The following is a 20858-nucleotide window of genomic DNA, read 5'->3' as shown; positions in this document are numbered from 1 at the left end:
AATGTGGTCATGCCCGAGGGGTGAGAGACGCACCGCGGTTGCTCTGGCGCATCAATGCAATCGCCTGTTCCATGTATCGCGTATTCCGCATCACAACGGCATTGACGACCAACCTCACCTCTAAACCTTCGCGGTAGGCTTTATGCAATTCGCGACGTCTCCTGTAGAACACTGCCCGGGCGGTATACCCGGGGCTGCGAGCGAAGCGAGGAATGCCAACCGAGCAGTCTGGTAATTTGAACCGGCTCATCGTTATTGCGCGGATGATCATGCGAAGAGGACCATTGTCTAGATATTTATGGCTAAACCGTTCCCGTCCACCTGGTGGGCAGTGCCGCGGATTTCCGCTCCTTTGACGTCTTTCAGATTCCCTTGAAATAGACTAACATCCAACTTTCCGCAATGCCGTCACTGGTCGTTCCCACAACGGAGAACTCGCTTTCTCAAAAATTTCAGCACTCACGACGTCCCACGCATTCGGAAGAACCAATGGTCCGGTACTGCCATGCAACACACCAAATGTGACCAGCACGTTAGCCCTCCTGGTCCTCGACCGGTAGCTGACCACCTTGGTGGGTGATGGGAGGCCAGGACAACCCAAACCACTCTTTCAGGGCACGACATCCGTCATCTGTGACCCACACGATGCGGTCCGCCGTCGTGCGTCTCACCCAGCCCTGAGCGAACAGCCATCCGGCCAATTCTCGGCCGACTTGGCCGGCTGCGTGATACCGGCGCTCACTCCAATCCAGGCACGGGCGCACCAGCGGGGTGCGCTGGTGCAAATCCAGTGTCCACCCCCACTGGGCCGCCTGCTGCTCGCCGCGCGACGTAAGCGCCAACACGTCATACACGGGATCAAAAGTGAGCCACCCCTTGACCACCATAGCCTCGGTCAGATTCGTGCCGAGTGTCCCGGCCAAGTGGTTGTAGCAGGTCCGCGCCGCCCGCAATTGAGCTTGGTGCGTCGATGTCCTGAGCGAACGCACGGGTTCCGGCGGGGCCAAACTCATCAACCCTTCTACCACTTTGGCGACTTCGGGACTGGCCAGCGCATAATAACGGTGCCGTCCGTGACGCCGAACTTGCACGAGCCCCCCAGCCACCAGCTTCGCTAAATGCTCGCTCGCTGTGGCCGGGCTGATCCGCGCCGCCCGGGCCAACTCCGAAGCGGGGAGTTGACGACCGCTCATCAGGTGGACCAACATGGTGGCCCGCGATGCGTCACCCATAAGAGCTGCCACCGTATGCAATTCCGGATCGCTCACGGATTATGTCCTCCTCAAGGATTCCTTAGCGTCGCCACCCAATGACGGCGAGCCCAGAGACCTCCCAGCACTGCTAAGGCGACAATAGCAATAAAGGCCCAATAATACAACATCGCGTCATATAATCCCACCTGCTGGGCGGCCAGGCCGATGCCGAGCACCGGTGCTCCGACACCGCAATAGATGACGACATAGAAGCTCGACATCACTTGGCCTTTGACATCCGAAGGTGCGATGCGTGTCACTGTGGCCATGCTCCCGAGGAATGCCGTACCCTGCCCGACGCCTGCCACCACAGTACTAACGAGAACCATCCACAAGGCATGCGCGGGCACCGCCAGCACAATGCCGCCGACCGCCATGACGATCATAACAAGCCCCACCGACATCGCAACGGTAGGATCCATGACACGCGTGAGGAGTTGGGTTATCGAAGCCGAGGCGAGCATGAGAAACACCACGCTACCCGCCACCGCCCAGTTCGACACGTGCAAGAGCCCTGTCACGTAGCTCGGAGCCAACGACATAAAAAAGGCCGTCACGGACCATACAGCGAAAGCGGTCCCCCCCGCCAACCAGAAAATCGGACGGATCCCAGAGGGAATGCGGGGCCAAATCCAGTGTAAGGTTTCGGAGGCCCGTGACCGCGTTTCCCGCACGTGCAGGACGAACGCCAGCCCGCCGCCCACCAACCCCACCACGACAATGAGATAGGCCAGGCGCAAGGGTTCCGGTCCGTATTGGGCGAGCAGTCCTCCCAACAAGGGACCGATTGCCGTGCCCCCGCCAGTGGCCAGAGTGGCCACGAGTGACGCCCGTCCGCGGGGTCCCTCTAATTCCGCTAAATGGGCGGTGGCCGCACCCGAGATAAGGCCAGCCCCGGCGCCTTGGGCCGCCCGGGCCAAGAACAGCCAGGCAGCCCCCTGGGCGCCCAGAAACGCCAGCGCGCCGACGAGGGCCAATCCGAGTCCAGCGGTGATTACTGGTTTTCGACCCCGTTGGTCGGACCATTGGCCTCCCACCAACAAAGTGGGGATCAGGAACGCCACATACACCGCAAAAATGGCGGTAATCGTCGCTGTCCCAAAGTGCCAACGCGCTGCGTACACGGCGTAAAGCGGATCGGGAACATTGGCACCTACCATGACCCATGCCAACACAAAACCCACGATCCCAAATTCCCGATGGGGATGGTTCATACAGAGTCCCTCCCTTCATCAAGGGCCACCGCTCGTCGAACCATGGCCTCCGCCTGTAATTGAAGCCACCAGAAGTAGGTGGCCCAGCCCCCATAGGGAACCCAACGCTCACCCCAGGCCCGAAGTTCGTCGCGCGTTAGGCGGCGGCGCGGATTGGCGTGGCGGCCAACGAAGCTTTGCAATCCCGAATCCCCATCCGGGAGTACCTCAAGATGGCCAAACCCGCGTAACGCCACGATAGCCGTGGTCCATGGTCCAATCCCCGGAATTGCCTCCAGTTGGGCCAAGGCCGCAGCCGCATCCGCTGCGGACAAGGTAGGCTTCAGGTCTAAGGTCCCGTCATGGATGGCATCCGCGGCCGCGTAGATCGCCCGGGCTTTCGTCTGGCTGAAACCTATGGCGCGCAAGGCATCAATCCCCTGCGTAATCACCCACGACGGTTCCGGAGGAAGAGGAAAAGAACGCCCCAACTCTCCTCCCACTGTCACGGTCCGCCCACCGCGGTCGACGAGTCGCTGTTTGATAACCCGCGCTTGTTCGACTCCAATGAGTTGCCCTGCTACGGCCCAGAGCAGAGCTTCCCATGGCGACCCGAGGAGAATGGGTCGAAACCCGCGATGCCGCTGCACATAGGATCCGAGTGCGGGATCCCGTGTGCTAAGATGTGTTTCGACCCCGGCCCCATCAACGTCGAGGACGAGCATGCGGCGCATGTGCGCGACGACGACCTTAACCAAGCTTGAGCTGAGCGTCTCTCCCCAGATGGTCAGGGTGAGAGGTTCCTCAGACAGCAGATTCTCCCGCGCAACCTCCACGACGACGCCGGAGCTGATATCCAACGCTCGTTGGAATCCGTGTTCATGTAGGCGCTCTACAATCGCTGACGGTGATGTACGGAGATAAGCGAGCACCAGGCCGAAGCCATAGGCGCCACAGGGGGTAAGACTCACGGTGTGCCGATTCACGCGTTTCGCCTCCTTGTGCCTGACCCATGGCGGCCTCTGCATAGCACCAACTCCCGCTGTCGCGTTGCTTCTTCATATGTATCACGGCGCCCGTCGATTCTGCGCCCAACGGCTATCCAAATTCTCACAATTCATCCCTCCCACGGTTGCGGATGGCCGGAGCCATCACTGGGATCGTATCGTGTAGATAGTTCGGTTCCCGCCGAAATGGGAAAATACATCGCGCGGTTCAATTTTCGGGCGATGTCTAATGTAACGGTAGATACTTCGTCAAGATTGGTGCATTCGGGATTCAAACGTAGAAGAGGTTTTCTATTATTGCCATTTTCGTTCCATTACTACAGAAACCCCTTAATTAGAGATTTCATGGATGTTGTTAACGTTGCCCTATCAGCTAACATGCTATAATTCCCATATTCCAAAGGTCTATTAATTTGTTTAAGGACTGGATGCGATGACCATTGACTGGGATGTCAAGGACTCGACTTTAGAAATCCGCTACGGTCAGGAACCCATTATGTGTTTAGCTCTCAACGAATGCGCTCATATTACCCCAGGGCCTCTTTCGATTAAACACATTATGGCATGGGACATTGTTCGAATGCCTTTTGCCCAGATTCATGATATGAATTCATGGACAAGGTCTGGCAAATCAACTGGACAGGAAATCATCTATCTATACCACCAAGACACAAGGTACTCCATGAGTTTCAAACTTACCCTGATCAATCCCTGGCATCTAGAACTCGAAATCACAACCTCAGCGGCCGGTTTTCTACGGATCACATGGCATACGCCATCTGAAGAACTATGGCAGGGATTTGGCGAACATACTCATAGCATCCGTCCTCCTGCGCAATTTGACAGCTGGGTCGAAGAAGGTCCGGTGGGACTTGGTTGGCTCTCAGGATGGCTTAAAAAAGCTCCATTCGTGCCCTTTCCCAAAGGCCCTTATCCTTCTTATGCCTCTATGCCCCTGTGGCTCAGTTCAGCTGGCTATAGTGCCTGGTTTACGTCTTTCGAGCGCATACGCTGGAATCTCACGCACACAAAAAGGCAGGCCACGATTTGGAGCACTATGACCACGCTACATATTATCACTGGCCAAACGCCCAAAGACATTTTTTCCCGGCAATTTTCGGTATTGGGACCTCCCGCTTCTGTACCCTCATGGGCCTTAGCTCCATGGAATGACAGTATTCGTGGTCAGGCACGGGCTACACGCCTCGCTCATTTTCTCAGGAGCCACCGCATTCCCTCTAGCGTTATCTGGATTGAGGACTGGATGGGATCCAACGAGAACCGTCGCCGATTTTGGATGCGGCCGTTAAAACACACGGTCGATACCGAGCTATATCCTCATCTTCCCCAATTGGCCCGGACCTTGCACGAACAAGGCTTTCGACTCTTAGGATATTTTTGTCCAGAAATTACCTATGGCACCGATTTATACCGTCAAGCCCTTAATGACGACATCCTTGTTAAAGATAGCAAGGCTGAGGTCATGGCCATCAATATTTTGGGCATTCGGCATGGGCAAATCGATGTCACGCATGAAAATGCCATGGCATGGACCCACCGCTATTTATTATCGCCAGCTTTAGCCCTAGGGTTTGATGGATGGATGGTCGATTTTGGGGAATATCTGCCGCTTGAGGCCCAATTGGCCGATGGGACTAGTGGGCATATATCTCATAACCGTTACCCGCTCTTATGGCAAAAAATTCACCGCGCGTTTTGGGAACAACAGCGTCCAGACGGGAACTTTGTCTTTTTTGTCCGCTCGGGGTGGATTGGCAGCCACCTGTTAGCTCCCGTAATCTGGGGCGGTGACTCGGACACGGATTTCAGCGAAGCCGATGGTTTGCCCACCGTCATTCCTGAGGCCTTATCCGCACAAATTTCCGGGTTCTTCTATTGGGCCACAGATATTGGCGGTTATATGACGTTCGGATTGACACGGCCGCGCAGCCGAGCGTTATTTCTCCGCTGGCTCGAAGTGGCCAGCCTGTTGCCAGTTATGCGAACGCATCATGGAACAGCCGCCCCGAGAAATTGGCATTTTGACAGCGATGCTGAAACCTTGGCTATTTATGCCCAATACGCGCGCCTCCATACTTCCTTGTATCCTTATTTTTATCATCTAAGCAAAGTGGCTACGGATCAAGGGCTTCCCCTCATCCGGCCTATGTATCTCGAATTTCCTGCAGATCGTATTTGCTGGGGACTAGACCGGCAATTCATGTTGGGTGAGGGGATACTCGTTGCTCCGGTCCTTACCCGAAAATCTTCACACCACCGCTTTTATCTTCCGGAAGGGCGATGGCGTTGTTGGTGGAGTGGAGAAATTATCGAAGGACCAAAGTGGGTGGAGCGCTCCGTGCCTTTAGACCGACTACCATTATTTATCCGCCATCCCTTTGTGGTCCCTTTATTGGAAGGTGTTCCTCTGACAGATTCCGTCCCAACCGAAGATACCTTTTCCTCACCTTCAGAGAGAGGGTCGTGGCAAATGGAGGGTATTGTCGACTCGCTGGCCCGGATTACCACGGGACCTGGAGTCGATTTACATCAAGCACTCGATTATCTTGCGCTGTATGTCTTTGTCTCGAAAACATCGTGGCAACAACAGATTACTTTACCCGACGGCGGAATCCTTGACTTACAATATCAGCCCCTCAGTAAAGAGGCCAGGCCCGGTCCTCTTTTATCGCCTCCCCATTTTGCCAGTCATTTCCCTAAGCATTACACTTTTGCAAAGGCTATCACCGTGGCACCAGACATGACCGAGACGATTCAACTGACGGAAGGAATTTTAACATTACACCCGTCAGCTGATAGTCGAAGACGTCAATATATCGTACGCTGGGGATAACGTCCCAAATGGTGGAATTGAGGTGATAGAGGGTGATCCGCCCCACATGGTACGCGCTAGGAAATTTAGGTAGCAATATTTTTAGTCAAACCTTTGCGACCTTTATTCTCTTTTTCTACATTGACCATTTACATGCCCCTCTAACTGGGATCACCCTGGCCATGACCATTCAAAGTGTCTGGCATGCGGTTCTTAATCCGCTCATTGGACAAATTTCCGATCGCACGAAAAGCCGTTATGGTCGCCGGATTCCTTATATTGCAGGAATGAGTATCCCCTTAGGCCTGATTTTCTTCCTGCTTTGGCATCCCCTCGTGTCGCAGAAGGAACTCTCCCTGTATTTTCTGATCATGGTTTTGTTGTTTGACTTGACCTATCTCACCGTCGTTCTGAATTGGACGAGCTTGTTCCCCGAAATGTTCCAGACTATTGGAGAACGCACCCGCGCCCAGTCTCCCCGCCAAATCGTAGGGGTTATTGCCTTATTGATTGGCGTCGCCTCCCCACCATTACTCTATGGGCATTGGGGATGGACGGTCATGGGTGCCATCTTTTAAGCCCCTTAAGAAGACGAGACAATCGCGATCTCTCCTGGTAGGATAATTATCAGTTCAGAGGAGAGAGTGTGCACGATGAGTCAAACCTATTCACCGGAATTCAAGCAACAGATTGTTCAAGAAGCTCAAGACACGCAAAATGCGCCATGAGTCGCTCGTCGTCATCAGCTGAGTCCATCCATGGTGCGTCGTGTGGTGCGTGAGGCTGTCAAAGCAGCGCACCATCCCCACGATCTCATGAGTCTGGTAGACGAAAATGAACGGTTAAAAAATTACTCGGGGAAAAAGATCTGCAGATTGCCATGCTTCAAGATCTGCTGCAAAAAAGGGGATCCGTCCGTGACAGCATGGTGTGAACACGTGATGGACTGGCATCACCGCGCTCCCCAGGTGTCCCTTCGCCGATGGTGTGCGACGACTCGCCTTTCACGGGCCCCCTGTTATGCGTGGCGTCATCGCCAACGCCATGCTGAACCGGATCGGCGCCATCAGGCGCCGGGTCGACCTCCGCGAGGATACAGCGTCACACAAAATGGCCAGAAAATCGCCGATGGCCCGATGATGGACGGGATGACCGATATTCTGACGACGGAGAATGCGGCTTATGGGTATCACAAAATCACATGGGTCTTGCGACGACGCTATCATCTACAGATTCGTGTCAAAAAGGTGTATCGCCTCCTTCGACAGGGACCCTGATTATGGCCTCAGCGAAAACGCCGCATCCGGCATCCGCGCCGGCTGGCGCGGAACCGCATCATTACGGCTCCCAATCCACTCGGGCAAACGGACATTACCTATGTGTATATTGCGGGTGAGGATCGGTTTTTATATCTCCAAGCCATTATCGATGTGTGTGACCTTTTAAGCCCCTTAAGAAGACGAGACAATCGCGATCTCTCCTGGTAGGATAATTATCAGTTCAGAGGAGAGAGTGTGCACGATGAGTCAAACCTATTCACCGGAATTCAAGCAACAGATTGTTCAAGAAGCTCAAGACACGCAAAATGCGACATTAGTCGCTCGTCGTCATCAGCTGAGTCCATCCATGGTGCGTCGCTGGGTGCGTGAGGCGATGAAGGCGGCCCACCATCCCCACGATCTCATGAGTCTGGTAGACGAAAATGAACGATTAAAGAAATTACTCGGGGAAAAAGATCTGCAGATTGCTATGCTTCAAGATCTGCTGCAAAAAAAGGGGATCCGTCCGTGACAGAATTGTGTGAACACGTGATGGATTGGCATCACCGCGCTCCTCAGGTGCCCCTTCGCCGATGGTGTGCGACGATTCGCCTTTCACGGGCTACCTTTTATGCGTGGCGTCATCGCCAACGCCATCGGGAACCGGATCGGCGCCATCAGGCGCCGGGTCGACCTCCGCGAGGATACAGCGTCACACAAAATGGCCAGAAAATCGCCGATGGCCAGATTATGGACTGGATTACCGATATTCTGACGACGGAAAATGCGGCCTATGGGTATCATAAAATCACATGGGTCTTGCGACGACGCTATCATCTACAGATTAGTTTCAAAAAGGTGTATCGCCTCCTTCGACAGTGGCACTTATTATGGCCTCAGCGAAAACGCCGCATCCGGCATCCGCGTCGGCTGGCGCGGAACCGCATCATTACGGCTCCCAATCAGCTCTGGCAAACGGACATTACCTATGTGTATATTGCGGGTGAGGATCGGTTTTATATCTCCAAGCCATTATCGATGTGTGTGACCGCATGATTATTGCCTACCACATGGGACTCCATTGTCAGGCGACGGATGTTGTGCGAGCCCTAAAACACGCGGTGATCCAGCGTCAATCGGAATGGCAGACGCCTCCCGTTCTGCGGACCGACAATGGCCCCCAGTTTATCGCCGAGGCATTCGAAACGGCTTGTGCCACCTATGGTCTGGAACATGAACGCATTCCGGTGGCCACGCCGAATAAAAACGCCTTGATGGAGTCGTGGCATGCTCAGTTGGAGCGCGAGTGTCTCACTCAAGAATTTGCCACATATGGCGAGGCCTATGCGGCCATAACGCGATGGATTGCCTTTTATAACCAAGATCGGCTGCATGGGAGCTGAGAATTTTGGTCCCCGGCGACGATGCGACAACGAGTCGCTGGAGGGCAAGCGACCTGGATGCCCGTCAAAGTGTAGAAAAGCGAGACTTTTGCACTGGGGGACAGGGGCGAGGTGACGCCCTGGCCCTGTCCCCCAGTCCCAGCCCGTAGGGCTGATATGATGTCCCAATGCGTATCCGCGTGAAAGAGATCGCAAATGTCCAAATTTGGGGGGCGGAATCGCATCTTGCGCGAAAAAGCTTCACCGCTTTGAGCGAGGGCCGCGATCGAAATGTCCATTACCGGATCTCATTCAGGACTAACCCGACTAGGGTCCGTCCGGCATCGTAGATCGTTGCCGGATCCAGGACGCAGAGACGATCTCGAGCTAACTGCCCCAATTCCTGCCGAACGTTCATGGCGGTGGGTAGCACGGGTCCCCCGCCCCGGTGGAGCTGGGAATACTGCGTAGCAATCGTCAGAAGATCCGCCATGTAATTCTCCCAATCTACCGATTGGACCGGATCCAAACTCCGCAGGACTTTGGCCAAGCGGTGCCGGATGGTAGCGCGGTCTGCATCCCGTCGCTGGTAGAAATAGCGCGGCGATGACAGGAGCGGATCGTCGCTTTGCGCCAAGTCTTCATCCGCAAAGGCTGCCTCCAAATCCTCCCACAACTGTTCCCACGCTGCCAGGTGACGCGCCCCCAGGTCCCGTCGACGAAGGTGCCCATCGTCCGGGTGGGATGCCCAGTCAAACAAGGGCAGTTCCATGACGAAGGAGAGGCAGGACGAGCCCACATAATCGAAGCTGGCGGCGCCATTATCATAAAAACTTAGGGACCCACGTGGATCGAGCTTCCGCAAGTAGTCGATTTCCAAGCGGGCGTGCGGGAGCCCAAACACGCCGTCGGCATAAGTCTCCACATACGGAATGGGACATGGCGACAATGGTCGCAAACCATGGGTGCACAAGGTCTCACTGATACGTGGGGCGAGCGAGGCACCTTGGGGCGAAATCAGGGTGTAGGCGCCTGGAAAGACGCTATTGTGCAACGACATGAGTACCTCGGGTTGTACAACATCCAATAATCGCTGCACTGCCTCCGTTTCGGGCTTCGGCTGGTCGAAGCGCACGTCACCATAATCCAGTGGAAAGGTCCACTCCACTTGCTCCGACGGCGCGGGACGATACCAATGGTCAATCATCCGCTCCACCGTGACGATACCAGACCACCACGCTTCATTTTCCCGCGCGCCATCCAGGTCCCAGACAGGCACGAGATACCAACATGCTCTCTGGTTGGGAGAATAGCGATCAATAGCCTCCCGAACCACCGCTTCTAAAATCAGTTCCCCCAGCGGCTCATTCGGATGGGAAAAGCCCAGGAACACGGCCCGCCGGGATTGACCGGGAATTTTGAACGCCGGAATCGGATGTCCGAACCGAGATGTGCCCAGTCTCAGCTCTTCTGCGTTCCCAAATGCCGCCTGGATAGACGCCCGAAGATGCGCGATAAAGGCATCAATTGGTAGTAATTGCATCGGTCGATTCCTCCACTCGTGTACGCGTTACACAAGGTATTGATGACATGTTAACCCAACAATCGAGATAAGCCGCCGAACGCCTACTAATCCTATGGATTGTCTCTAACTTCCCAATATTGTATGAATTACCCTAGTTCTCCTCAATGTATATAATGTAATAAAATATGCTGAGGTCTGTCGGAATCAAATCTAGCAGTATGATGGGAAGCAATCCCCCTCCCCGTTCGGCAGGACTTGCCGTACTCCTGTCGAATCCACAAGCTTCCCCGACGATACTGCGTGGAGGGATGTCTCGGGATTTTATATGAACGTGCGCTTCGGCATACCGGACTCGCTTGTGTGACAGATCCCCGTTAGGGATCGTTCCACTTTCTGCCATCGATGCTGCTGGAAGAAGGTATTGGGAAACAAAGAGCCACCTACACGACGTTATGAGGTGATTTCTGGTATGGGGGGCTCCAGCCAACTATGGTGGAGGAATACAATATGCTCACCCTAAAATCTCTGAGCCGCGCTATCGATATCCTATTAATCCTTTTGGCTCTTGTCACGATAGTTTATGAACATGCCGCCCACATTATTTCCCTCGTAGCATTTCCCGTTTTAGGTATCATTTCCGGTACGTACTATGCTAATCGAAATCGCACACTCTTTCTTATACTGCAATTTTTATTTTTATATTTATTAGTAGCGGAGGCTACGTTCTGGATTGTTTTCCAAGGGCATAGCTTAGCATTTCCGTAGAACGAGAAAAACTGAAAATGCTGATAACACATCTTTTCCACTAGTCAAGAGGGTAGAAAGTCCGATAGTATTCTTTTTTGAAGACTAAAACGTTAAATAGAATGCCACATCTTGTCGATAAAACTAGTCAATAAAAAAATGCGTGAGCCAATCGCAAAACACCGTCAAAAATGAACCATCCCTTAAATGACAGAGAAAAGTCTGTAGAGATCGCAGATCGCACTCAATATGCAGAATGCCCCACAATGATCCCATTAGTGAGCAGATGGATTTCAGATGCGGACAGTAGATCGGAGAATTCTAATGCCTCTCCGAATTCTTTAGTTGCCGCCCATGTAATCTTTGGCTCTCGTCGATTTTCTTACAACCAGCTGGGCATGCTACGAAATAGGACAGAACGGCCAAAAAGTTCAGGATAAATTGTCCCAGGGTATGGTTGACATTGTCATAAAATCCTTCACAATATACCCTATGAGGTATGTTGTGCCCTGTGACAATGCAAGTAAGCCGTTTCATGCTAGCTTTCGGACCCTTTCTTGTGCACGGGCAGGGTATCAAATCAATTTTTCAAGGAGTGATCGACCATGGCAATTTTAACCGCAGAAGAATTTGTGTCTCAGGTCGAACGGGGCATGGCGCTATTCTTGGACATTAATCCGCCCCAAATTTACAGCAAGGGTCACCCAGCTGGCACCTATAACTTTCCGTTTCACCGCCGTGCTTGGGGTGAAGAGGTCAAACGAGCCTTAAATGGCCAAAATCCGCCTATTGGTCTTTACGCCGACAATCCTGCTGTTATTCAGGCCGCCGTCGAAAGTTTGGAACAGGCTGGTTTAAATGTCGTATTTACGTGGGATAAGGGGCTTCAAGCGTGGCAAGATGCCAAATTGCCGGTCGAACGGGTCATTGATCTCACTGTCGATGAATTGCGCCAAAATCTCGACAAGTACGTCGTTATCGATGTACGTGAAGCCTACGAATTGCGTACGGGCAAGATTCCCGGAGCCTTGCACATTCCCATGGGTCAAATTCAAAATCGTATCAATGAACTCGATAAAGACAAGACTTATGCTATCGTTTGCGCATCGGGTGGTCGAAGCTCATCTGTTGCCGCGTGGATGTCACAACAAGGTTACAACGTGGCCAATGTCGTCGGTGGAATGTCATTGTGGCTCGGTGGAGGGCACCCGGTAGAGCGTCCATAAGCGCATACCAGGTTCAAGACAAAGCGGCTAGATCAACCTCTAGCCGCTTTGTCTTGTTCACCGGTTACAGCTAACTGGACTGATGAGGGTGCAATGCTTCGTAAACTGCTAAATTTAATTCCACGACATTAACCCGATCTTTTCCGAAAATGCCGAACTGGGGTCCCAGAACATGTTGATCGACCAGTCGGGTCAAAAATCCTTCACTCAATCCTGTGGCTTTGGCCACCCGTGGAATTTGAATGAGAGCGGACTGGACTGTAATATCGGGGTCTAATCCGGACCCTGAGCTCTCGACCAAACTAATCGGAATTTGAGACACTTTAAGCCCCGGAATACTCGCTTGCAAGGCCTTGATGCGTGCCTTGACATGTTCCACGAGTAATTTATTGGTGGGACCTAAATTACTGGGGCTAGAAGCTTCCGGATTATAGGGCGGCGTGGTCGCCGATGGCCTGCCCCAAAAATATTGTGGTTGATTAAAATACTGCCCCACATGCTGCGATGCCACCACTTGGCCATTCACCCGAATTTGAGAACCATTGGCCTGATAAGGAAAGAGAATCTGACTTATTCCAGTCATCACCAGTGGATATCCTAATCCTACCAGTAACCAGGTTCCCAATGTCACGCCAACAATCGGTCGCAACCATTTCATCACACGCATCTCCTTTACGCCAATCCAAATAAGCCCAAGATTCGGTCAATGCCCCAAATTCCAATAAAGGGGATAATCACGCCAAGAATTCCCCAGTTAAAAATATTTCTCGCCAACATTTTGTCCGCACTTTCCGCGCGGTATTTTACTCCTTTAATCGCAAAGGGAATGAGTGCGGGAATAATCAGCGCATTAAAAATCAATGCCGATAAAATGGCTCCATGGGGCGTCTTCAGTCCCATGATGTTTAAGGCTCGTAAGCCCGAAAGTTCAGGTACGGCAGCAAACATCGCAGGAATAATCGCAAAGTATTTTGCGACGTCATTGGCAATCGAAAATGTCGTCAAGGCTCCTCGCGTAATCAAAAGCTGCTTCCCGACCATAACCACATCCAGTAATTTAGTGGGATTCGAATCCAAATCAATCATATTACCGGCTTCTTTTGCCGCCATAGTTCCGCTATTCATAGCCAGCCCCACGTCGGCCTGAGCCAAAGCGGGTGCATCATTTGTCCCATCTCCCGTCATCGCGACGAGCTTCCCTTCCGCCTGTTCCTTTTTGATAAGGGCAATCTTATCCTCCGGTTTCGCCTCCGCGATAAAGTCGTCAACTCCAGCCTCTTGAGCAATTACGGCAGCCGTAATTCGGTTATCGCCTGTTGCCATGACGGTGCGAATTCCCATGGCACGGAAATCCGCAAAGCGTTCCTTTAATCCCGATTTCACAATGTCTTTAAGACGGATAATGCCTAGCGCTCGCCCATCAACTTCTACCGCCAACGGCGTTCCGCCATCTTTAGCCACCAGTTCCGCATTGACCTCTAACTCATGGGGTGCATCTTGGACAATGGCACGAATCGCGCTGACCGCACCCTTACGCACTTGGCGACCATCCGCTAAATCAATCCCGCTCATCCGCGTGTGCGCAGAAAATGGCACAGGTTCTCCAGTGTATTCGGGCAAAGTATCCAAATGAAGAATTTTTTGAGCCAATTCGACCACCGATCGACCTTCTGGCGTCGTATCCGCTAAAGAGGAGATCAATGAGGCCTCAGCTAATTCTTCCACACTGACTCCTGGTACCGGCAAAAATTCGGTTGCCATACGATTACCAATGGTAATCGTACCTGTCTTATCAAGAATAATGGTATCAATATCCCCTGCCGCTTCGACGGCGCGGCCACTTTTTGCTACAACGTTCACCAATGAAACACGATTCATCCCAGCAATTCCAATCGCCGAGAGTAACGCACCAATAGTTGTAGGAATTAAGCAAACCAGTAAAGCGACCATGGTGGTAATATTGGCCGCATGCGGTCCGAAATATCGGGCAATAGGAACCAATGTCACAACCACCAGAACGAAAATCAATGTGAGCACACCAAGTAATGCCGATAAGGCGATCTCATTAGGAGTTTTTTGTCGTTCTGCTCCCTCGACCAAAGCAATCATGCGATCTAAAAATGTCTCTCCGGGATTAACGGTAATTTCCAGTACGAGCCGATCGGATAACAGGACCGTTCCGCCAGTCACCGCATCCTCCTTGGCTTTGACTACCGGAGCGGATTCACCTGTAATGGCCGATTCATCAACTGATCCCACACCTTCCAACACCACTCCATCACCAGGAATCATATCCCCAGCTTCTACTATAACTCTACTACCTCTCGTCAACTGCGAGGAATCGACCATGGTCGTACTCCCATCAGGCTGTAATACTTTGGCCCGAGTCGAAGATTTTGTTCGTCGCAAGAAGTCAGCTTGCGCACGTCCCCGCGCCTCCGCATAGGCTTCGGCAAAGGTTGCAAAGAGAATTGTCATCAACAAAATCACAGCCACCAGAGTGTCATAACTCCGACCTGAGGCGCTTTTAGCCACAATATCGAGCCAGATCACAACTGCTGTCCCCACTTCAACCACAAACATTACGGGATTGTGAATCATTTCCCGCGGGTCAAGTTTCCGAAATGTGTCTTTGAGAACACTGCCCACATAATTCTGGGAAACCGGGTCGTCTTGAACTGCCAAGATATCAAACTCCTCTCTTCACACACGCTCAAAATAAATGATGGGCTAACATGAGATATTGTTCGGCGATCGGACCGAGTGCCATGACGGGAAAGAACGTCAGGGCATTCAAAACAATAATGGCCCCAAATAAAATGCCACCAAACAACGGGGTATCCGTATGCATGGTACCCGACGTTTCTGGAACTGAGCGTTTGTTTAGTAAGGATTCGCCGATAAGAAGCATTGCAACGACAGAGGCGTAACGGCCAATAATCACAACAATGCCTAGCGCCACTTCGTAAAAGGGCAAGGAGGCCCCTAATCCCCCAAAAGCCGATCCATTATTGGCTGCCGCTGAGGTAAATCCATAAAGAATTTCTGATAATCCTTGGGGACCGGGATTAAAAATTCCTTGCAATCCTTGCGGGGTTGCCACCGCAATGGCACTGCCCACCAAAATGAGTAAGGGATGCAGCAAAAACGCGATCGATGCCAACGATACTTCCCGGGTTTCAATTTTTTTACCTAAGAACTCAGGGGTACGTCCCACCATCAATCCCATTAAGAAAATGGTAATAATGACAAACATCAACATATTCAGAAGGCCAACACCTTTGCCACCAAAAACCATATTGAGAAACATCCCCAAAAAGAAGCTCAGCGAGGACAAAGGCAAATAACTATCGTGGGCACTAGCGACCGATCCGGTGGTAAAAGCCATGGTCGATGTTTCAAAAATACTGGTTCCTCCAATACCAAATCGTAACTCTTTGCCAACCATGTTCGCATGCGAATGAAGGCCCAGGGCATTAATCACCGGGTTTCCAGCCATTTCCGGAAAATAAATCAGCGCCAACATGATGACATAAAAACTGGCAGATACCCCAATTAATGTCCAGGCGAGCCGCTTCCTTCTGGTCATTGCGCCAAACGCATAAAAGAATCCAATAGGCAAAAGACCCATCGAAATGACTTCGATGACATTAGAAAAAGCGGTCGGATTTTCCAACGGATTCGCGCTGTTGGCATTGGTATATCCCCCACCATTTTGGCCTAGATGTTCAATAGCTTCCCATGATGCAATCGGCCCTTGGGGAACCGTTTGAGTTTGGCCGGTAATCGTGTGGATATGGAGATAGGGTCCTAGGGATTCCGGTACTCCTTGACCAACGAGTATTAAAGTCACTATCACCGATAAGGGCAATAACAGGCGAGTCACCATTAAAGTGAGATCGACAAAAAAATTCCCAATCTTTCGTCCGCTCAGCATGCGAATAAAGGCAATGCCAGCCGCTCCACCGGTTGCGGGCGTGACAAATTGTAAATAAGATAACACCGCGAATTGCGAAAAATAGGACATGGTATTTTCACCGGAATAGGCCTGCCAGTTGGTATTGGTTGTAAAACTCGCGGCGGTGTTAAAGGCCAATTGAGGATTGATATCGGGAAAATGTTGAGGATTAAACGGTAACGCGCCTTGGACGCGTAACAAAAAATATGCGCCAATCAACCAGGCAAAGTTCGTCAATAATAACGCAATAGCATAGGACTTTGCCGTCATAGTACTATCTCTTTGAATTCCCATCACGCGAAATAGCGCATTTTCAATGGGTTTCAAGGGTTTATCGAGGAGTGTCGGTTCGAAAGTAAAGACTTTAACAATATAGTTTCCTACGGGTTTGACCGTAAGGGCAAAGACCGCAAAAATCACAACCCACGTCATCACTGTCTGAATAGACACAAAACACCCTCCTAAATGATGACCATATTAAAAACGTTCGGGATGAACAATGACATACAGCAAGTAAATCATCAGCGCCACTGAAATACCCAAAAGAATCCAATCCATAAAAATCCTCCTGACCTTACAATTTGCTCAAAAATTGGGTTAGCAATACTAACCCAGCAAAGAGGAGAATACTTAGCCCGACCATTTCGATGTCCAACACCGTAAATGCCCCCTTTCTTTGCTATCAGCGCTGGGGTTGCCTTAGTATAACAGCCCCCTCATAAAGAAATCCGTAAAAACTCGGGGACGCAGCATAAAAAATCCGTAAAAAAATTGCTGATATCCATGGTATAGTCAAAGATATCTAGCTGAACATCTAAGAGGTCCTAATATGCGTAAATCATCTTATCGAACATTGAGTCTGTCCCCGAGGCCTTGGCGATGGACAGCAACTCTGTTTGCTATGGCTGGTGTTGCCATTACTATCCTGTTGTTTCACCAATTTCTCTCGCCGCATTTACCGACAAAATGGCACGATCCAGCTTTAGCCATTATTCTGCTCATTGGGACAGGATTTTTTTCGTATTTAGTGTTTGGCATGTTATCCCAGCAACAGATAGCTGTTCTGGAAGCTAATCAGCGGTTAGAAAAACAGCGGGATGGGCTTAACGCGCTGCGGGAAGCCTCCTATGCCATGACAACCGTGGGTGACTGGACTGATATCGTGCAAAATGTGGTGGATGTGGCACGACGCCTGACCGGGGCTAAATATGCGGCATTAGCCGTTCTTGAAGATGACGAGACCTATACAATCCGGCAATTTTTTACATCCGGGGTTAGCGCCGATCAAATTCACCAGATTGGACAATACCCTACTGGCCGCGGGCTATTAGGAGAAGTCATTCGCCACCGGCGCCCTATTCGTTTGCAGCGTCTACAAGACCATCCAGCATCCATCGGATTTCCTCCCCATCATCCTCATATGGAAAACTTCTTGGGATTACCCTTATTGTACCAAAGTCAAGTTATGGGGCATTTATATCTCACGGAAAAGGCGGATGGTTTCACCGCTGACGATCAGGCCATTGTGGAGTTATTTGCTAGACAAGCTGCTGCCGTTATTGCTAATGCCCGTTTTTATCAGGAACGAGAAGTGTTCGCAACGCTCAAGGAACGGGAACGTATTGGACGGGATCTGCATGATGGCGTCCTGCAAACACTCTACGGGATTACGCTGTCTTTGGACAATCTTGTCGATAGCCACGATACCCTGGATCAGGATACCGCTACCGAATTAAATCGCATCAGCGAGACCTTAGGCTTATTAATGACAGAGATTCGTTTCTTTATTCAAAGTTTAGAATCCACGTCGATCGACTTTCGCATTGCTCTCGCGGATATGCTACGCCGACTCGGACCCATGGATGATATTACCATGACATTCAACGACGAACGCTACCTGGAATTACATCCGGATAGAATTCATGATTTGCTCTTAAGCATCCAAGAAGCCGTGTCCAATGCCCGCATTCACGGACATTCCCATCACATTGTGATTGAGTGGACTAGTACCGATGAATTCTACCAGGTTACCATCAAAGATGATGGAGAAGGTTTTGTTTATCATCCAGATACCACCCACACGCATTTTGGCATTCGCAATATGACCAAACGAATCGAGCGATGGCATGGACAAGTTCACATTGATAGTCAGCGGCATGTTGGGACGACTGTCACCCTCCAGATTCCATGGCTATAATGATAATTAATTGGGGTTTCATGATTGATTAAAAGGGGGCCCATTACCTATGGCCAATGATAACGCCATACGCGTAGCAATTGTCGATGACCATGAAGTGGTCCGCATTGGATTACGCAATATGATTGAACGCCAGGACGATATGAAGTTGGTACAAGAATGGGACTCGGGTAAGGACGCGATTGAGCAAATTCCAGGTCAGGTCGATGTCGTCGTGCTCGATGTGCGGTTACCCGATGTTAATGGGTTGGAAGTTTGCCGAATTCTTAAGACCAAAGATCCGCACCTGCAAATTATTATGCTGACATCATTTGGCGGACAGGATTTGGTGGTTGATGCAGTCAATGCCGGAGCCTCGGGTTACTTGCTCAAAGAAAGCCGCGGCCGAGCGGTTATAGATGGAATTCGCACGGTAGCTCAAGGGGGAGCATTATTTGGGCCGGAAGTCACTTCTCAATTGCTTGACCGCCTCCGTAATCCCAAAACGACTGTCGATCCTGTCGCCACACTTACAGCCCAGGAACAAAAGGTTTTAGAATTGATTGCCCAAGGGCGAACCAACAAGGAAATCGGCCAATTAGTCTTTCTCAGCGACAAAACCGTAAAACACTATGTGAGCAATATATTAAGCAAGTTAGGATATACCCGGCGTTCTGAAGCCGCGGCTCATTATGCCCGTTATATTGCTCAGGAAACAACCGAACAAAATTCGAATTAATCTTGACTAATTTATTCATATTTCCTATTCTAATTATCAATTATTCACCTCTTATGGAGAGTGGCGGAGGGACTGGCCCAATGATGCCCGGCAACCGGCCTTAATGGTTATGGTGCCAATTCCTGCAGCAATTTGCTGAGAAATGAGAGGCCGACACGCATTGCCGGCTTTGCCGGCTATTTTTTTTACACCATAAGGATTTACCCAACTCTTTAACCATTAAGGGGGACAGAGAATACATGGATGAACAGCAATGGGATATTGAAACGATGGCCATTCGTGCAGGATACCGCCCAGACCAAGAGACCTCCGCTATTGCAGTGCCTATTTATCAAACGGTAGGCTATGCTTTTCACGATGCTTCCCACGCGGCACGATTATTTAACCTTGATGAGCCCGGCAACATATACACCCGCATCATGAATCCCACCACTGATGTCTTGGAAAAACGCATTGCTCTGCTAGAGGGCGGCCAGGCGGCTGTGGCTTTTTCCTCCGGAATGGCAGCCATTACCGCGGCAGTCCTCAATTTATGCCGCGCGGGCGATGAACTGATTGCGTCCCCGTCATTATATGGAGGCACTTGGACGTTATTTACCTCAACTCTGGTTGACTTCGGCATAACGGTACACTTTATTTCGGAGGACGAGTTACCGGACGCCGATCGCCTAATTAACGACCGAACCCGTGGAGTCTATGTGGAATCTATAGGTAATCCAGCGTTGAATGTCACAGATATCAAAGCATGGGCAGAATTCGCCCATCGGCACAATATCCCTTTACTGGTTGATAATACCTTCGCTACCCCCTTTTTAGAGCGTCCACTCGATCATGGGGCAGACATTGTTATCCATTCTTTAACCAAATGGATTGGAGGACACGGCACATCTCTTGGGGGCATTGTGGTGGACGGCGGCCGCTTTGATTTCAACACCGAGAAATTTCCGCAGTTTTCGCGCCCGGACCAAAGTTATCATGGGCTTGTCTTTGGAGAACAGCCTAATAGCTACGCAACACGACTACGGACCAAATTACTTCGGGATACGGGCGCAGCGCTTTCCCCACTTAGCGCATTTTTGATATTAGTGGGTCTGGAAACCCTTCCCGTTCGGATGAAAGCGGCATCGCAATCCGCTTATTATTTGGCCACCCAACTGCAAAAACATCCCATGGTGAGTTGGGTCAACTATCCCGGTTTACCTGATAACCCGTCCTACCCACGAGCGCAAAAATACCTTCGCCCTGGTTATTTCGGGACTATGCTAAATTTTGGTGTAGTCGGCGGACGGCCAAATGCTGAAGCCGTCATCAACGCCCTTAAATTGTGGCTCCTTGTCGCCAACGTCGACGATGTCCGTTCCATGGCCATCCATCCTGCTTCGACCACCCATCAACAGTTATCTGCTGAGGAGCAGGAACTCGCTGGGGCGGGTGGTGATCTTATTCGTCTATCTGTCGGGTTAGAAAGTGCCGAAGATTTATGGCATGACCTTGATCAAGCTCTGTGCTCTATTCAAGTTCCTGCAAACCCCATCCCTCACGCATAAGTTATAGGATTCGGCA

General features: G+C 51.2%; 21 protein-coding genes and 1 riboswitch. Of the genes, 11 read left to right on the top strand and 10 right to left on the bottom strand.

What is annotated here, in order from left to right:
* Positions 1–7: 7 nt before the first annotated feature.
* The 5 genes from B8987_RS20165 to B8987_RS12020 form a co-directional block, all read right to left on the bottom strand.
* Positions 8–148, bottom strand: coding sequence for a hypothetical protein (locus B8987_RS20165; RefSeq protein ID WP_020376191.1), 141 nt, complete (start codon positions 146–148; stop codon positions 8–10).
* A gap of 234 nt (positions 149–382) precedes the next feature.
* The gene (locus B8987_RS19670) at positions 383–532 is read right to left on the bottom strand and encodes a hypothetical protein (protein ID WP_020376192.1); all 150 of its coding nucleotides are present in this window, start codon (positions 530–532) and stop codon (positions 383–385) included.
* A gap of 1 nt (position 533) precedes the next feature.
* A complete protein-coding gene (locus B8987_RS12030) occupies positions 534–1268 on the bottom strand; it encodes an ArsR/SmtB family transcription factor (RefSeq protein ID WP_020376193.1) in 735 nt (244 codons plus the stop codon).
* Between the two features lie 14 nt (positions 1269–1282).
* Positions 1283–2467, bottom strand: coding sequence for an MFS transporter (locus B8987_RS12025; protein WP_020376194.1), 1185 nt, complete (start codon positions 2465–2467; stop codon positions 1283–1285).
* The gene (locus tag B8987_RS12020) at positions 2464–3432 is read right to left on the bottom strand and encodes a DNA-3-methyladenine glycosylase 2 (RefSeq protein ID WP_084661641.1); all 969 of its coding nucleotides are present in this window, start codon (positions 3430–3432) and stop codon (positions 2464–2466) included. Before B8987_RS12020 ends, B8987_RS12025 begins: the two co-directional genes overlap by 4 nt.
* A 454-nt stretch (positions 3433–3886) precedes the next feature.
* Between B8987_RS12020 and B8987_RS12015 the strand changes: the two genes are divergently transcribed.
* The 6 genes from B8987_RS12015 to B8987_RS19390 all read left to right on the top strand — a co-directional run bounded on the left by B8987_RS12015 (position 3887) and on the right by B8987_RS19390 (position 8948).
* Positions 3887–6307: a TIM-barrel domain-containing protein gene (locus B8987_RS12015; RefSeq protein WP_020376196.1), complete on the top strand. Its 2421-nt coding sequence runs from the start codon at positions 3887–3889 to the stop codon at positions 6305–6307.
* 32 nt (positions 6308–6339) lie between these two features.
* Positions 6340–6864, top strand: coding sequence for an MFS transporter (locus B8987_RS12010; RefSeq protein ID WP_084661640.1), 525 nt, complete (start codon positions 6340–6342; stop codon positions 6862–6864).
* A 339-nt stretch (positions 6865–7203) separates the two neighbouring features.
* Complete coding sequence (locus B8987_RS12000; protein ID WP_139793543.1) at positions 7204–7563, top strand: hypothetical protein; 360 nt, start codon at positions 7204–7206, stop codon at positions 7561–7563.
* 244 nt (positions 7564–7807) lie between these two features.
* Positions 7808–8077: a transposase gene (locus B8987_RS11995; RefSeq protein ID WP_084661040.1), complete on the top strand. Its 270-nt coding sequence runs from the start codon at positions 7808–7810 to the stop codon at positions 8075–8077.
* Positions 8074–8601, top strand: a complete 528-nt coding sequence (locus tag B8987_RS19395; RefSeq protein WP_242940670.1) for an IS3 family transposase — start codon at positions 8074–8076, stop codon at positions 8599–8601. Before B8987_RS11995 ends, B8987_RS19395 begins: the two co-directional genes overlap by 4 nt.
* A complete protein-coding gene (locus B8987_RS19390) occupies positions 8598–8948 on the top strand; it encodes an integrase core domain-containing protein (RefSeq protein WP_139793541.1) in 351 nt (116 codons plus the stop codon). The genes B8987_RS19395 and B8987_RS19390 overlap by 4 nt, the downstream gene beginning before the upstream one ends.
* Positions 8949–9225: 277 nt before the next feature.
* Here B8987_RS19390 and B8987_RS11985 read toward each other — a convergent pair whose 3' ends face one another.
* The gene (locus B8987_RS11985) at positions 9226–10470 is read right to left on the bottom strand and encodes a M14 family metallopeptidase (RefSeq protein ID WP_084661639.1); all 1245 of its coding nucleotides are present in this window, start codon (positions 10468–10470) and stop codon (positions 9226–9228) included.
* A gap of 489 nt (positions 10471–10959) precedes the next feature.
* Between B8987_RS11985 and B8987_RS11980 the strand changes: the two genes are divergently transcribed.
* Positions 10960–11217: a hypothetical protein gene (locus tag B8987_RS11980; RefSeq protein ID WP_020373864.1), complete on the top strand. Its 258-nt coding sequence runs from the start codon at positions 10960–10962 to the stop codon at positions 11215–11217.
* Between the two features lie 584 nt (positions 11218–11801).
* Positions 11802–12422 (top strand): rhodanese-like domain-containing protein, encoded by a 621-nt coding sequence (locus B8987_RS11975; RefSeq protein WP_020373865.1) that lies wholly within the window; start codon positions 11802–11804, stop codon positions 12420–12422.
* Between the two features lie 70 nt (positions 12423–12492).
* Here B8987_RS11975 and kdpC read toward each other — a convergent pair whose 3' ends face one another.
* The 4 genes from kdpC to kdpF are packed head-to-tail and all read right to left on the bottom strand — an operon-like array spanning position 12493 to position 16938.
* A complete protein-coding gene (gene kdpC, locus B8987_RS11970) occupies positions 12493–13080 on the bottom strand; it encodes a potassium-transporting ATPase subunit KdpC (protein ID WP_084661638.1) in 588 nt (195 codons plus the stop codon).
* A 14-nt stretch (positions 13081–13094) separates the two neighbouring features.
* Positions 13095–15107, bottom strand: a complete 2013-nt coding sequence (kdpB, locus tag B8987_RS11965; RefSeq protein ID WP_084661637.1) for a potassium-transporting ATPase subunit KdpB — start codon at positions 15105–15107, stop codon at positions 13095–13097.
* Positions 15108–15135: 28 nt separating this feature from the next.
* Positions 15136–16830 (bottom strand): potassium-transporting ATPase subunit KdpA, encoded by a 1695-nt coding sequence (gene kdpA / locus B8987_RS11960; protein ID WP_084661636.1) that lies wholly within the window; start codon positions 16828–16830, stop codon positions 15136–15138.
* Between the two features lie 27 nt (positions 16831–16857).
* On the bottom strand, positions 16858–16938 hold the full coding sequence (gene kdpF, locus B8987_RS20250) for a K(+)-transporting ATPase subunit F (RefSeq protein WP_076007339.1): 81 nt from the start codon (positions 16936–16938) through the stop codon (positions 16858–16860).
* Positions 16939–17209: 271 nt separating this feature from the next.
* Between kdpF and B8987_RS11950 the strand changes: the two genes are divergently transcribed.
* From B8987_RS11950 to B8987_RS11940, 3 genes are all read left to right on the top strand, one after another.
* A complete protein-coding gene (locus B8987_RS11950; RefSeq protein ID WP_084661635.1) occupies positions 17210–18577 on the top strand; it encodes a GAF domain-containing sensor histidine kinase in 1368 nt (455 codons plus the stop codon).
* A 49-nt stretch (positions 18578–18626) separates the two neighbouring features.
* Positions 18627–19295 carry a response regulator gene (locus B8987_RS11945; protein WP_028962451.1) on the top strand — a complete coding sequence of 223 codons (669 nt, stop codon included), beginning with the start codon at positions 18627–18629 and terminating at the stop codon, positions 19293–19295.
* A 48-nt stretch (positions 19296–19343) separates the two neighbouring features.
* Positions 19344–19444: riboswitch (SAM riboswitch) on the top strand.
* 90 nt (positions 19445–19534) lie between these two features.
* Entirely contained in the window at positions 19535–20842 is a 1308-nt protein-coding gene (locus tag B8987_RS11940) for an O-acetylhomoserine aminocarboxypropyltransferase/cysteine synthase family protein (protein WP_084661634.1), read from the top strand.
* The last annotated feature ends 16 nt before the right edge of the window (positions 20843–20858 follow it).

It is taken from the genome of Sulfobacillus thermosulfidooxidans DSM 9293 (assembly GCF_900176145.1).
GTDB lineage: Bacteria > Bacillota > Sulfobacillia > Sulfobacillales > Sulfobacillaceae > Sulfobacillus > Sulfobacillus thermosulfidooxidans.
The sequence above is the reverse complement of the archived record's forward strand: the minus strand, read 5'-3'. Positions and strand labels throughout refer to the sequence as shown.

Coding starts and splice junctions, on each gene's coding strand:
- B8987_RS12025 (WP_020376194.1), bottom strand. CDS start 2,467: ATGAACCATCCCCATCGGGAATTTGGGATCGTGGGTTTTGTGTTGGCA.
- B8987_RS12015 (WP_020376196.1), top strand. CDS start 3,887: ATGACCATTGACTGGGATGTCAAGGACTCGACTTTAGAAATCCGCTAC.
- B8987_RS11995 (WP_084661040.1), top strand. CDS start 7,808: ATGAGTCAAACCTATTCACCGGAATTCAAGCAACAGATTGTTCAAGAA.
- B8987_RS19390 (WP_139793541.1), top strand. CDS start 8,598: ATGATTATTGCCTACCACATGGGACTCCATTGTCAGGCGACGGATGTT.
- B8987_RS11985 (WP_084661639.1), bottom strand. CDS start 10,470: ATGCAATTACTACCAATTGATGCCTTTATCGCGCATCTTCGGGCGTCT.
- B8987_RS11980 (WP_020373864.1), top strand. CDS start 10,960: ATGCTCACCCTAAAATCTCTGAGCCGCGCTATCGATATCCTATTAATC.
- B8987_RS11975 (WP_020373865.1), top strand. CDS start 11,802: ATGGCAATTTTAACCGCAGAAGAATTTGTGTCTCAGGTCGAACGGGGC.
- kdpC (WP_084661638.1), bottom strand. CDS start 13,080: ATGAAATGGTTGCGACCGATTGTTGGCGTGACATTGGGAACCTGGTTA.
- kdpF (WP_076007339.1), bottom strand. CDS start 16,938: ATGGATTGGATTCTTTTGGGTATTTCAGTGGCGCTGATGATTTACTTG.
- B8987_RS11950 (WP_084661635.1), top strand. CDS start 17,210: ATGCGTAAATCATCTTATCGAACATTGAGTCTGTCCCCGAGGCCTTGG.
- B8987_RS11945 (WP_028962451.1), top strand. CDS start 18,627: ATGGCCAATGATAACGCCATACGCGTAGCAATTGTCGATGACCATGAA.
- B8987_RS11940 (WP_084661634.1), top strand. CDS start 19,535: ATGGATGAACAGCAATGGGATATTGAAACGATGGCCATTCGTGCAGGA.